Origin of the sequence: Flavobacterium adhaerens, assembly GCF_040045115.1 — a bacterium.
Taxonomy (GTDB): domain Bacteria; phylum Bacteroidota; class Bacteroidia; order Flavobacteriales; family Flavobacteriaceae; genus Flavobacterium; species Flavobacterium adhaerens.
The window spans coordinates 19024-31837 of sequence record NZ_JBDLZX010000005.1; the positions used below are offsets into that span (position 1 = coordinate 19024).

The following is a 12814-nucleotide window of genomic DNA, read 5'->3' on the forward strand; positions in this document are numbered from 1 at the left end:
TTTTTGAATATTGATAATTCTTTATTGAAACATTCAAAAAAATTTTTATGTTAATCAAAAGTTAATAATTTCGCTAAAAAGAAAGAACAAAAAATAGCCAAAAAGAGGGTGAAATCTCTTGAAGAATTACTAACTAAAAACAAATTTAACATGAAAAAAATCTTAACCATTTTAGTATTAGCGTTGACAACAAGTATTGCATTTGCTCAAGATGATGCGCCTGCATCTACTCCATTAGAAATTTCTGGTTCTGGAGATTTATATTACAAATATGATTTTGCTAAAGTCCCAAATATTACAACTAGTTTTGGAACAGACCAAAATTCGGTTTCATTAGGGATGCTTGATATTGCTTTGAAAAAAACAATCAAAAATGTTTCTTTTGTTGGTGAAATTTCATTTGGTCCTAGAGGACAATATCAATCTCTACCAAATGGAGATGGTGGTTTTGATGGATTAGATACAAATTCATTCCACATTCAAAACTTATATGCTACTTATGCAGTTACAGATAAGTTGAGTTTTACTGCTGGGTATATGGGTACATTTATTGGATATGAGGTGATCTCTCCAGTGGCTAATTTTAACTACTCTACATCTTATTTATTTACAAATGGGCCTTTCCAAAACGCTGGAGTTAAAGCAAATTATGCAATAACTGAAAAGTTTGGAGCAATGATAGGTGTGTTTAATGATTCTTGGAATACTTATAAAGCCAATCCAGTAAAAGGATTAAATGCAATTGGAGGTCAATTGTCTTTTGCAACAGAAGGAGTTAGTGCCTATTTGAATTTTATGGACGGATCTGTTAGTGGTACTATTGTTGATTTGACAGCTACATTCCAAGTTACTGATGCTTTTAAATTAGGTTTTAATGCTGCAGATTTTTCTAATGAAGGCGACGTAGGTTATTCAGGAGCTGCAATATATCCATCTTATGCTTTTAGTGATGCTTTTGCTTTAGGTATTCGTGGTGAATATTTCAAATATAAAGAGGGTTCTGGAGATACATCGGTAACAGCTTTTACTTTATCGGGAAATTATAAAGTAAACGGTTTGACAATAATCCCTGAGTTTAGAATGGATACAAATTCTGATGAAGTTATGTTTGTTGATTCTGATTTAGCGCCTGCAAAGTCTGCCTCTCAAGTATTACTGGCTGTTGTTTACGGTTTCTAATCTAAAATTTTAGATTCAAAATTATTACAAGATATTTTTTTTTTGCTGTCAGAATCCTCAGTGGTTTTGGCAGCTTTTTTTTTGGTAATGTGGTCAAAAAAGAATGATGGTTTTGTTAGATTATTGTAGTAATTTAATAAAAACAGACCTTATTCTCTCCTTGTCTGTATCAGTCAAATTTGAGCTTGAAGGTAGGCTTAGCCCATTTTTAAATAACATTTCGGCAACATTATTTCCATAAAAGGGATACTTTTTATATAAAGGTTGAAGATGCATTGGTTTCCACAATGGTCTGCTTTCTATGTTCGAATCTAATAAGGCAAGTCGTATGGTTTCACGATTAATACCGTTTTTGGTTTTATTGGGATCTATTAGTATAGAAGTTAGCCAATAATTGCAAAAAATGTCTTTGTTGGTTGTAGAAAAAACGGTAATGCCAGGTGTGTTTTCAAAGAGGGTTACATAAAATTGATGCATACTTCTTCGTAATCTAATATGTTCGTCAAGAACTTTCATTTGGCCACGACCAATTCCTGCACAAATGTTACTCATTTGATAATTGTATCCCAATTCGCTATGTTGATAATGGGCTTCATTGTCTTTGGCTTGTGATGCTAAGAATTCAACTTTTTTCTTGAGTTGAAGATTAGGGGTTATAATGGCACCGCCTCCCGAGGTGGTAATGATTTTATTTCCGTTGAATGAAAAAACGCTAATATCTCCAAAAGTACCACACTTTTTACCTTTATATAGGCTTCCCAATGCTTCTGCACTATCTTCAAGAATTGGAATTTTGTATTTGTTGGCAATGCCTCTAATTTCGTCTATTTTATAAGGAACACCATATAAGTGGACTGTTATGATTGCTTTGGGCATTTGTCCTTTTGAAATGGAATCCAAAATTGCTTTTTCTAATGCAATAGGGCATAGATTCCAGGTTTCTAATTCGCTATCAATAAAAATTGGAGTAGCTCCTAAGTATAAAATGGGATTTGCAGATGCAGCAAAGGTTAATGATTGGCAAATGACAACATCATTTTGTTTTACATCCAAAAGAATTAAACCCAAATGTATGGCAGCTGTTGCTGAGTTTAGAGTGGTTACAAAAACAGGGCTTGATAGGTAATTTTCTATATCTTTTTCAAATTCAGTTATGTTTTCCCCGATTGGTGCAATCCAATTAGAGTCGAAAGCATTTTGTATATAGTTAAGTTCACTACCTCCCATATGTGGCGAGGAAAGCCATATTTTGGTATTCGTCATGCTTTGGATGTAACTTTTGTTCTTAATTTATAATCAATTTGTGTGTTTTGTAAATAAAAAATTATAGCGCAGCTACAACTTCAAATTTAATTTAAATTGAGAAAAAAGAAAGTTTAAAATAAGAATTTTGAATATAGTTTTAGAATAAAAAAGAAACGCTTTTTGGATAAGTCAAAAAGCGTTCAAGTATAAGTTGAAAATATTATTTTATATATATAGAATAGATCGTGTTTATTGTTTTTTCATCCAAAACATCATTTACTTCTGTTTGTATATAATGAAGTTTAAATGCGGTAATTGCAGCTGAAAGATTTTTGGTATCATAACCAATTACCTTTAATCCTTGTTCTACATTGAAATCTGATGGTGGACAAGGAAGGACTTCGTCTGGCCATAGTCCAAAACCATTTAGAGCTAATAATTTCCAAGGAAACAAAGCGCTTGGATCTTTTTTTCTAGTTGGAGCAATATCTGCGTGACCAATGAAATTTTGAGTCGGGATATTGTAGTCTTTTTTTAATTTGGTTAATAAGGCCAAAAGAGAATTTATTTGAGTGTCCGAAAATGGTTCGCTCCCGTTATTGTCTAATTCAATCCCGATAGAGCTAGAGTTTAGATCAGTGTTTTTTCCCCAGGATCCGTTTCCTGCATGCCATGCTCTAAGGTAGTCATTGAGCATATGAATTACTTTTCCGTCTCTCGAAATTACATAGTGAGCACTTACATTAGTGTGTTTTAAAGTAAATGTCTTTAAGGTTTGTTGTACAGAATCTTGTGCTGTATGATGAAGAATGATGAAATTTGGTTTCCTTAAATTAAAATTTACTGTACCGACCCATTCTGAAACAATACCATCTTGTAAAAGTTTGCTGTCTATTTTTGAAATTGTGTCTTTATAATTTATCAACTGTTGATTGTAACGATAAGCTACGCTATCAATAACTACTAATGGTTCGTTTTTTAAAGGCTGAGCTTCTTTAGCGGCTATAGTTTCTTTTAAAGTGTTTATTTGTTCGTTGTAAACTTTTTCGTTGGCTTTATTTGGATTTGTACCACAAGAAGTAGCAAAAAGAATAACAATTATATAGTAGAAGTAATTTTTCATTGGTTTTAGTCAAAGTGTTGAGTTACAAAATTTTTATCTTTTTCTTGCTTCCATTTTGCTTTTTCTGTCCTCAATCAAGTTTTTGAATTTTTCTTTTTGATCTTTATTTAGTACTCCGATTATCTCCATTTCGGTCATGTCATTTAGGACTTTGTATTCCTCTTTTTTTTCTTCGTCACTAATTTCTTTTTTCATCAAAATCTCTTCTTTTTTTAGAGATTTCGTATAAATATTTGTTAGCACGACTTCTTGTAAAGCATCTAAGTTGAGTTCTTTTTTGTAGTAAGCTACAATTTTTGCAGCGGTTTCTTCAACAGGAACTGGTTTTGGTGCACTTGGCTGAGATGGCATTTGATTCATTTGGTTTCTGCCATAGCCGTTATTTCCGTAACCATATCCATTGCTATATCCATTTCCGTACCCATTGTAGTATTGAGCGGAAATAGTGTTTGCCGATAAGAATCCAAAAACTATAAATACAATTGTTTTAAATGCTTTCATAAATAAGATCTTGATAAATTAAATTTTAAACTGGTTCTCCGTATAAATCAAATTCTGTGGCTTCTATTATTTTAATCATTGCAAATTCACCTGTTTTTACATAATGTTTTGTTGCGTCTATTAAAACTTCGTTATCTACATCAGGGCTGTCAAACTCTGTTCGACCTACAAAATGCCCTCCTTCTTTTCTGTCAATAATACATCTGTAGGTTTTGCCTACTTTTTCTTGGTTCAAATCCCATGAAATTTGAGATTGTATTTCCATTATTTCGTTAGCTCGATCTTGTTTTACATCGGCAGGAACATCATCTTCGAGTAAAAAAGCATGTGTGTTTTCTTCGTGTGAATAGGCAAAACATCCCATTCGGTCAAATTTCATTTCTTGAACAAAATCTTTTAAGATGTTAAAGTCTTCTTGAGTTTCTCCTGGATAACCAACAATCAAGGTTGTTCTAATTGCAATTCCAGGGACAGCTTCTCTAAAGTCTTTTAAAAGTTTTGTTGTTTTTTCTTGAGTTGTTCCGCGGCGCATTGACTTTAAAACCGAATCAGCAATGTGTTGCAGCGGAATATCGATATACTTGCAAATTTTAGGTTCACGTTTCATGATTTCGAGAACATCCATCGGGAAACCAGTAGGGAAGGCGTAGTGCAAACGAATCCATTCTATACCTTCTACTTTAACCAAGGCTTCTAATAATTCTCCAAGTGCTCTTTTCTTATACAGATCAAGACCGTAATAGGTCAAATCTTGAGCAATTAAGATCAATTCTTTTACACCATCTCTTGCTAATCCTTCAGCTTCTTTTACTAATTTTTCAATAGTTTGCGAAACGTTTTTTCCTCTCATCAAAGGAATGGCACAAAAACTGCAAGGTCTATCGCAACCTTCCGAAATTTTCAAGTAAGCATAATTCTTTGGAGTCGTTGTCATACGTTCTCCAAGTAATTCATGTTTGTAATCGGCTCCTAAAGCTTTTAGTAATGATGGTAATTCAGTCGTGCCAAAAAACTGATCCACATTTGGTATTTCTTTTTCTAAATCTGGCTTGTATCTTTCAGATAAACATCCTGTTACAAAAACTTTATCAACTAGTCCTCTGTCTTTTTTGTCAGCATATTCTAAAATCATATTTACTGATTCTGCTTTGGCATTGTCAATAAATCCACAAGTATTTATAACGATAATGTTTCCTTCATCTTCAGCTTTGGCTTCGTGAGTAACCTCTTTTCCACTCGCACGAAGTTGCCCCATTAGGACTTCGCTATCATACACATTTTTTGAACACCCAAGAGTGATCACGTTTATTTTGTTCTTTTTTAAAGACTTCGTTCTCATAAATATTATATTCCTTATCATTTAGGAATGGGCAAAATTACAATTTTTTGCTGAAACCTTGCCTCTTTCTTTCAAAATGCCTTGTTTTGTTTTTATTTGGAGCAAAAACAATAAGTTTTTTTTGTAAATATGGTTCCCGCTATCCGTTACAATTCCCGATTTAGAAAAAAACTAGACTTTAGTATTATTGTTTTTCTAAATCGGGAGATTTTCACTCCTATCGGGGCTAGGAACAAACATTTGGATTTGTCAGTTATGACATGAAAAAAAAACCATTTCGAATTGCTCAAAAATGGTTTCCTGTTTCTGTAATATTGGTTTTCTTTTACATCTCAAAGGTAAAAGTCATAGTGTAATTGTTTTTGCTGGTGTTGATTCTTGCACTTTCTGTAAAACCTTGTGCAAAAAACTGATCTCGATAGATTAAATGTGCGTGAACATAAGAAAAGTCAAGTTTTATTGCTCCAAAACTATAACCAAAACCACCAGAGAAACTATTTAAATCACCAATCATTGATGTATTTTTATAAGGACTTCCTTCAAATCGATAACCTCCTCTAAGTTTTAAGTTTTGTATTCGGTATTCGCCTCCAATTCTTATTTCGCTCGAACTGCCAAGTGTATTTTGCATGATATCGTTAAGAGATCTAAAATACGGATCGTTTTCTGGTTCAAATTGAGTGCAACTGTAATCTTTATATTTGTAATCAATACTTATTAAACCTGTTTTTCCAAAAACGTAAGCGAAACTTCCGCTTAAGCTGCCAGGGGTGCGCAATTCATAAGGAGCGTAATAATTAATTACAAATGGATCTACAACATCTGGAGGTAGCGAGTTTACGTTATTGCTGCTTATAGATGACAGTCTTTGTGATAATTCATCTCTCAAATTGTACCATGTAGGGGACTCATATGATAATCCTACGCGTACCGCTTGAGTTAATTTTGCAATGGCACCAACTTGAAAAGAAAATCCAGAGCCATAAGTATGTAAACTGTTTGAAAAATTTAAACTTTGAACCTCGTAATTTGTATCTAAGTCATTATTGTTGGATTCGTAAAAGTTTGTATTTTTTATATAATCAGTAAAATGAGAATTTAGGTTAAGTCCTAGAAATAGAAAGTCTTTGATTTGTACACCACTATTAAAAATTAATTTTCCGTTGTAACCACTAGTATATGTGCTGCTGGTTTGGTAATAATTTCCTCCAGACCTTACGTTAGAAGTGTATAAAGTATTGTTTTCGTCCTCTGTTACGGGGTTAATTATGTAAGCTTGATAGCCCAGAAATGCTTGTTGATCTCCATTGTCTAAATCTGCATAATAACCATTTTCTAATAACCCCAATGGGACACCATTTGCGTAACTTATAAAATAACCATCTATTGATTTTAAAGGACTAACGCCAGTTGAAAACAATGAATTATCAAAGTTGTTGGTGTTTTCATAATTGATTGCAAAAGAAATTTTAGTTAATGCGTTGTTGGGATTTCTAGTTTTAAAAACAAAAACACCACCAGCTTGATTGAGATCAAAATTATTTTGGCTTGCAGAACTTGCAGTCTCAAAATAATTAGAGTTGTTTTTAATGTCATAAAATCCCATTGTAGTGGCAAATTGATTGTTGTTGAAAACTGCTGATCCAGCAGGATTTACCTGTAAAGAAGATAAATCTCCTCCTAAAGCTCCAAAAGCGCCACTCATAGAGGTAAAGCGAGCTGTTCCTTGTAAATCGCTTTTGGCATAACGCAAAGCATCTTTGATTTCCTGTGAATGTACGATAGGAGTTATCAGTCCAATTGCTAAAAATAACAAGAGATTTTTTTTCATGGGGGTAAGGCTTAAGGTGAATTAATTATTGATAATTTGAATATCCAGTTTAAATTTGAGACTGAATTGGCTACGTTGTATGTGCTAACGATTTTGATTAGTCGTTAGCACGTTTGGGTTTTAAGAATTTGATATGAATGGTTTGTTGGTAAAAAGGGGGTTATCTTCTTCCTCCACCTCCAGACATTCTTCCACCGCCACCACCACTAGACATTCTTCCGCTAGACATACTACTGCCACTACTTCTATAAGAATTATTGCTTGGGGTGTAACTTCTTTGCGAATTTTGATATGAACTATTTGTTCTGCTTTGAGTGTAACTGCTATTTCTTCTAGATTGGTTGATACTGGAGTTTCTTGAGGTTACGTTGTAGTTTGAAGAACTATTTCTGTTAGTGTAAGTAGGAACTCTTCTGTTTACGATATTATTGGAGCTGTTTCTACTATAAACGCTATTTCTATTTGTGAAACTATTTCTGCTTGTAATATTATTTCTGTTGTAAGCAGTGATTCTAGTGTTGTTGTAACCGCCTCTATATGAAGAGCCTCTTCGGCTATAATTATAAGAGTAAGGTGATACTACTGGATATCCATAACCTGGATAACCCCAACCGTAACCTGGATACCCCCAGCCATAGCCAGGATATCCCCAGCCATAATATGGGTAGCCCCAACCATAGTATGGGTAACCCCATCCGTAATAAGGGTATCCCCAACCAAATCCGAATGACCAATAATTATCAGGATAAACAGTAATTGTGGTTTGTTCAGGAGAGCTTCCCCAAGCAGAATAGCCTGTTGATGGCGCTTGTATAGAATCATTTTCTATATCGTAACCACTATTATAGCTATTTACATCGGTAAATATATCGGTTGAATCTTCTGTAGTTTGTAAGGAATTAAAATATGCTTTGTATTGAATAGAGTTAGCTGAGGGTTGGTTGTCCTTTATAACTACTTTTTCTCCATTTGATGCATAAACACCATCACTGTCATAATAGGAACTGTTTTGATAAGACCCGCAAGAGGACATCATCAAGCCAATTAATCCAATTAGAAAATAAAGCGGGGCTTTTTGACTTATTAATGCATTTGTTTTCATTTCGGTAGATTATTTTATTGTTGGACAATACAAAATTAGTTAGTTTTGCGTAATTATTTAGTTAAATTATTAAGAAACAAATATTATGCCAAATTATTTAAAATGAGCAAGAACCTAACAACAAGAGCAGAAGATTATTCGAAATGGTACAATGAGTTGGTAGTAAAGGCCGATTTAGCAGAAAATTCAGGGGTTAGAGGTTGTATGGTGATAAAACCTTATGGGTATGCTATATGGGAAAAAATGCAAGCAGAACTTGATAAAAAGTTTAAGGAAACAGGACATCAAAATGCTTATTTTCCGTTGTTTGTTCCCAAAAGTATGTTTGAAGCGGAAGAGAAAAATGCTGAAGGATTTGCGAAAGAATGTGCAATTGTAACTCATTATCGTTTGAAAACAGATCCTGATCGAGCAGGAAAGTTAATGGTAGATCCAAATGCTAAGCTTGAAGAGGAATTGATTGTTCGTCCTACTAGTGAAGCTATAATTTGGTCAACATATAAAGGATGGGTGCAATCCTATAGAGATTTACCTTTGTTAATAAATCAATGGGCTAATGTGGTGCGTTGGGAAATGAGAACTAGATTGTTTTTGCGAACAGCTGAGTTTTTATGGCAAGAGGGACATACTGCACATGCTACAAGACAAGAAGCTATAGAAGAATCTGAGAAAATGATGAACGTTTATGCTGATTTTGTAGAGGATTTTATGGCTATTCCTGTTATAAAAGGATTGAAAACAGAAACCGAGCGTTTTGCTGGGGCAGAAGAAACATATTGTATTGAAGCTTTGATGCAAGATGGTAAAGCTTTGCAGGCAGGGACTTCTCATTTTTTAGGGCAAAATTTCGCAAAAGCATTTGATGTGAAATTTGCTAACGCCGAAGGGAAGCAAGAATATGTTTGGGGGACATCTTGGGGGGTTTCTACACGATTAATGGGAGCGTTAGTTATGACGCATTCGGATGATCAAGGATTGGTATTGCCTCCAAATTTAGCTCCGATTCAGGTAGTGATCGTTCCTATATATAAGAGTGATGAGCAATTGGCTTCTATCTCTGCTGAAGTAGATGTTTTGGTTAAAGCTTTGCGAAAATTAAATATTTCCGTAAAATTTGATGATAGAACGACTCAAAAGCCAGGATTTAAATTTGCAGAATGGGAATTAAAAGGGGTTCCTGTTAGAATTGCAGTTGGACCAAAGGATTTAGAAAATGGGACTTTTGAAGTTGCAAGAAGAGATACTTTGACAAAAGAAGTGGTTTCTAAAGATGGTATAACAACATATATTGGTGATTTGTTAGAGCAAATTCAAAAAGATTTGTTCGAAAAAGCATTAAATTATAGAAATACACATATTACAGAAGTTAATAATTTTGATGAGTTTAAAGCTGTTTTAGAAGGCGAAGGGGGCTTTGTATCAGCTCATTGGGATGGGACTGCGGAGACAGAAGAGAAGATTAAGGAGTTGACTAAAGCTACAATTAGATGTATTCCTTTGGACAGAGTAGAACAAGCTGGAAGCTGTGTGTTTACTGGGAAAGCATCGGTTGGGAGAGTGCTTTTTGCTAAAGCATATTAAAAAAATAAAAAAAAATGTGTTTAGCTATTGCGCAAACGAAAAATAGTTGTATTTTTGCATCCGCATTACAGAAGTAGTGTTGTTGAAGAAACAACGGTCCGTTCGTCTATCGGTTAGGACGCCAGGTTTTCATCCTGGTAAGGGGGGTTCGATTCCCCCACGGACTACAAGAAGTATTTAGATTAAAAGTTCTGATAATAAAATAAGAGGTCCGTTCGTCTATCGGTTAGGACGCCAGGTTTTCATCCTGGTAAGGGGGGTTCGATTCCCCCACGGACTACAATTTTTTTGATCTAGAAAGTTCCGAACTTAGAGGGATAATGGTCCGTTCGTCTAGGGGTTAGGACGCCAGAATTTCATTCTGGTAACAGGGGTTCGATTCCCTTACGGACTACAAAAAATGAAATAATTAAGATAAAAAATAATACAATGGCAAATCATAAATCAGCTCTAAAAAGAATTAGAAGTAACGAAAAGAGAAGAGTATTAAATAGATACCAACATAAAACTACTCGTAATGCTATTAAAGCATTAAGAATTGCAACTGATAAAGCTGATGCTACTGCTAAATTATCAAGTGTAATTTCTATGATTGATAAATTGGCTAAGAAAAACATTATTCATGATAACAAAGCTTCAAACTTAAAGTCTAAGTTAACTAAACATGTTGCTAAATTGTAATACATATAAAATTAATCAAAAGCTCCTTTTTTAAAGGAGCTTTTTTTTTGGCTATAATTTAATTTTATTTTTTAAATAGTTTAGCATTTCAATTGTTATGGGTTTGGAAAAAAACTCAATGACATTGGGATATTTTTTAGATTTTTTGATGTCCTCTGGGTCAATTGTTGAAGTTAAAATAATTATTTTGGTATTGTTTAAGCTCTGGTAATGGGAACTGTTGAAAATGTCGAGAAATTCCCAGCCGCTAATTATGGGCATATTGAGATCTAAAAAAATCAACTCGGGTTTTGTTTCAGTTTTACTAATATTGTTTAATACATTAATGGCTTCTTCTCCATTAGAAGCTTCAATTATTTTTTTTGCAAAAGAAGCTTTTTGAGCTATTTTTTTAAAAAGCATAAGTGTTACAGGGTCGTCATCTATGCATATTATTGAGTTTAACATTCTAATTAGATTTAAATGTTAATGAAAATTTTGTTCCTTTTTCAACTTCGCTTTGAATGCTGATATCGCCTCCCATAGTTTTTATTTGTGATTTTACTAAAAATAAGCCTAATCCTTTACTGTCTGGAAGATTGTGGAATCTTTGATAGAGGCCAAAGATTTTATTTTTGTGTTTTTCCAAATCAATTCCGATGCCGTTATCCTGAAAATGAATGGTAACAATTTGATCGGTTATTGAGAGATCAATATTTAAAACTAAAGGTCTATTGTGAGATCTATATTTAAATGAATTGGTAAATAGGTTTAGTAAAATGCTTTCAAGATACGATTTATTTGTATTGACTTTGGTGACATTTCCAAAGTTTATATTTATTTGAGGTTTTATGTTTTCGATTTTAATTGTTAATTGGTTTTGGATGTTTTTAAAAATCTCTCGAATTTCTATTTCTTCATTTTTTATTTGAATGTTGTCTTTTATCGTGATTACTTTGGTAAGATCATTAATTGTTTGATTGAGTTGATTGGTTGAGATTTTGAATCCGCTTAGGATTTCTTTTAACTCAGGATCTTCTATTGCGAAATCGTCGATAAGGTTTAAAAGGCCAGTCAGGTTTGATAGGGGGGCTCTTAAGTTGTGTGAAGTGATATAGGAGAATTGTTTTAAGTCTTTGTTGTTTCGTATTAATTCATTTATAAGGATTTCTTTTTCTTCTTCTGATTTTTTTTCTTCGGTGATGTCTCTTTGTATGGATATCCAGTGTGATAGATTTTGTTCAGTATTGTAAACAGGAATTAATGAGAGTCTAACTTGGTATTCGCTTTTGTTTTTTTTGTACAAAGTGATTTCTAGAGAGCATTCGGACTTGTTTTGGATAGCTTCTCTGATTTTTTTTATTGCTTTTTCGTTTGTTTTCTCTCCTGTAAAATAAATTGGTGATTTCCCTATGATTTCAGAATGTCTATAGCCTGACATTTTGCTAAAAGCGGGATTTGCATACACTATTTTAGGAATTTGATGTACATCTGAAGTGGCTTGAGTAATGAAAATTGAATCTCGGGCTTCTGTAAAGACGGTTTCTAATAATTTTAGTCTATTTTCTTCTTCTTTTTGTTTGGTAATGTCTTGAATTGATCCAATCATTCTGATGGCTTGGTTGTTTTGATCTTTTAAAATAAATCCTCTGTCAAGGACATATTTGTATGTGTTATCAGCACATTTAAAGCGGTATTCGTCTTGCCATTTTTCGGTTTTTTGCTCCAAAAAAGAATACAGTTTTACAGACATTTTGACGCTGTCTTCGGGGTGAATATTACTAAACCACCATTTAGAATTGTTTTCTATCTGATCTTGTTTGTAGCCAAAAATGCCTTTGATTCCTTTGTTCCAGGTAAACTTGTCTTCTTGTATTTTCCAATCCCAAATAGTGTCGCTGGTCGCCTTTGTTACAATATCGTATTTTTCGTTAGATTCCCTTAGTTTATTATTGACTTGTTTTAGGTTGTTGTAGATTTCGTTGTTTCTTTTATCATTTTTGGATAAGATGTATCTAAAAATAAGACCAGTGGTAATTATGAAGATAATGTCTTTGCAAAAAGTGTAATTGTAAAAGTTTAAATTAGGCGAATTTTGTTTGCCCAATTTAAAGCTTATGATAGCTATAAATAGTGCTGATACGATATAAGTTATGGTTATTTGGTCAGATTTTTTTTTCATTAATCAAATATAATTATTTAATGTTAATTTTTTTAAAATCAATTTAAATTTATCCAGATATTGTTGAGAGG

The 12814-nt window shown here is 33.3% G+C and carries 11 protein-coding genes and 3 tRNA genes; 6 read left to right on the forward strand and 8 right to left on the reverse strand.

All coding sequences use genetic code 11. The annotated features are described in order from the left end of the window. The first annotated feature begins 150 nt into the window (after positions 1 to 150). Positions 151 to 1179 carry an outer membrane beta-barrel protein gene (locus ABEB18_RS08080; protein ID WP_348798746.1) on the forward strand — a complete coding sequence of 343 codons (1029 nt, stop codon included), beginning with the start codon at positions 151 to 153 and terminating at the stop codon, positions 1177 to 1179. A gap of 120 nt (positions 1180 to 1299) precedes the next feature. Here the strand turns inward: ABEB18_RS08080 and ABEB18_RS08085 are convergent, their stop codons facing one another. From ABEB18_RS08085 to ABEB18_RS08110, 6 genes are all read right to left on the reverse strand, one after another. Continuing rightward, entirely contained in the window at positions 1300 to 2442 is a 1143-nt protein-coding gene (locus ABEB18_RS08085; RefSeq protein ID WP_348798747.1) for a DegT/DnrJ/EryC1/StrS family aminotransferase, read from the reverse strand. Between the two features lie 202 nt (positions 2443 to 2644). Continuing rightward, positions 2645 to 3547: an N-acetylmuramoyl-L-alanine amidase gene (locus ABEB18_RS08090; RefSeq protein WP_348798748.1), complete on the reverse strand. Its 903-nt coding sequence runs from the start codon at positions 3545 to 3547 to the stop codon at positions 2645 to 2647. A gap of 33 nt (positions 3548 to 3580) precedes the next feature. Further along, complete coding sequence (locus ABEB18_RS08095; RefSeq protein WP_348798749.1) at positions 3581 to 4048, reverse strand: hypothetical protein; 468 nt, start codon at positions 4046 to 4048, stop codon at positions 3581 to 3583. A 25-nt stretch (positions 4049 to 4073) separates the two neighbouring features. Next, positions 4074 to 5387 (reverse strand): 30S ribosomal protein S12 methylthiotransferase RimO, encoded by a 1314-nt coding sequence (gene rimO / locus ABEB18_RS08100; RefSeq protein WP_348798750.1) that lies wholly within the window; start codon positions 5385 to 5387, stop codon positions 4074 to 4076. Between the two features lie 325 nt (positions 5388 to 5712). Beyond that, the gene (locus ABEB18_RS08105) at positions 5713 to 7218 is read right to left on the reverse strand and encodes an OmpP1/FadL family transporter (protein ID WP_348798751.1); all 1506 of its coding nucleotides are present in this window, start codon (positions 7216 to 7218) and stop codon (positions 5713 to 5715) included. A gap of 160 nt (positions 7219 to 7378) precedes the next feature. Next, positions 7379 to 8320: a hypothetical protein gene (locus tag ABEB18_RS08110; RefSeq protein ID WP_348798752.1), complete on the reverse strand. Its 942-nt coding sequence runs from the start codon at positions 8318 to 8320 to the stop codon at positions 7379 to 7381. A gap of 102 nt (positions 8321 to 8422) precedes the next feature. Here ABEB18_RS08110 and proS point away from each other — a divergent pair, with 102 nt between their 5' ends. The 5 genes from proS (at position 8423) to rpsT (ending at position 10582) form a co-directional block, all read left to right on the forward strand. Then, positions 8423 to 9901, forward strand: a complete 1479-nt coding sequence (proS, locus tag ABEB18_RS08115) for a proline--tRNA ligase (RefSeq protein WP_348798753.1) — start codon at positions 8423 to 8425, stop codon at positions 9899 to 9901. 95 nt (positions 9902 to 9996) lie between these two features. After that, positions 9997 to 10068 (forward strand) — tRNA-Glu (locus ABEB18_RS08120). 41 nt (positions 10069 to 10109) lie between these two features. Beyond that, positions 10110 to 10181 (forward strand) — tRNA-Glu (locus ABEB18_RS08125). Between the two features lie 42 nt (positions 10182 to 10223). Next, positions 10224 to 10295: transfer RNA gene (locus tag ABEB18_RS08130), tRNA-Glu, on the forward strand. Between the two features lie 35 nt (positions 10296 to 10330). Next, complete coding sequence (gene rpsT, locus ABEB18_RS08135) at positions 10331 to 10582, forward strand: 30S ribosomal protein S20 (protein WP_035633930.1); 252 nt, start codon at positions 10331 to 10333, stop codon at positions 10580 to 10582. A gap of 51 nt (positions 10583 to 10633) precedes the next feature. Here the strand turns inward: rpsT and ABEB18_RS08140 are convergent, their stop codons facing one another. Then, positions 10634 to 11029, reverse strand: a complete 396-nt coding sequence (locus tag ABEB18_RS08140; protein ID WP_348798754.1) for a response regulator — start codon at positions 11027 to 11029, stop codon at positions 10634 to 10636. A gap of 1 nt (position 11030) precedes the next feature. Further along, the gene (locus ABEB18_RS08145; RefSeq protein WP_348798755.1) at positions 11031 to 12743 is read right to left on the reverse strand and encodes a PAS domain-containing protein; all 1713 of its coding nucleotides are present in this window, start codon (positions 12741 to 12743) and stop codon (positions 11031 to 11033) included. Positions 12744 to 12814 lie beyond the last annotated feature (71 nt).

Excerpts from the sequence above, each read along its gene's own strand:
- ABEB18_RS08080 (WP_348798746.1), top strand. The coding sequence starts at position 151 with ATGAAAAAAATCTTAACCATTTTAGTATTAGCGTTGACAACAAGTATT.
- ABEB18_RS08085 (WP_348798747.1), bottom strand. The coding sequence starts at position 2,442 with ATGACGAATACCAAAATATGGCTTTCCTCGCCACATATGGGAGGTAGT.
- ABEB18_RS08090 (WP_348798748.1), bottom strand. The coding sequence starts at position 3,547 with ATGAAAAATTACTTCTACTATATAATTGTTATTCTTTTTGCTACTTCT.
- ABEB18_RS08095 (WP_348798749.1), bottom strand. The coding sequence starts at position 4,048 with ATGAAAGCATTTAAAACAATTGTATTTATAGTTTTTGGATTCTTATCG.
- rimO (WP_348798750.1), bottom strand. The coding sequence starts at position 5,387 with ATGAGAACGAAGTCTTTAAAAAAGAACAAAATAAACGTGATCACTCTT.
- ABEB18_RS08105 (WP_348798751.1), bottom strand. The coding sequence starts at position 7,218 with ATGAAAAAAAATCTCTTGTTATTTTTAGCAATTGGACTGATAACTCCT.
- ABEB18_RS08110 (WP_348798752.1), bottom strand. The coding sequence starts at position 8,320 with ATGAAAACAAATGCATTAATAAGTCAAAAAGCCCCGCTTTATTTTCTA.
- proS (WP_348798753.1), top strand. The coding sequence starts at position 8,423 with ATGAGCAAGAACCTAACAACAAGAGCAGAAGATTATTCGAAATGGTAC.
- rpsT (WP_035633930.1), top strand. The coding sequence starts at position 10,331 with ATGGCAAATCATAAATCAGCTCTAAAAAGAATTAGAAGTAACGAAAAG.
- ABEB18_RS08140 (WP_348798754.1), bottom strand. The coding sequence starts at position 11,029 with ATGTTAAACTCAATAATATGCATAGATGACGACCCTGTAACACTTATG.
- ABEB18_RS08145 (WP_348798755.1), bottom strand. The coding sequence starts at position 12,743 with ATGAAAAAAAAATCTGACCAAATAACCATAACTTATATCGTATCAGCA.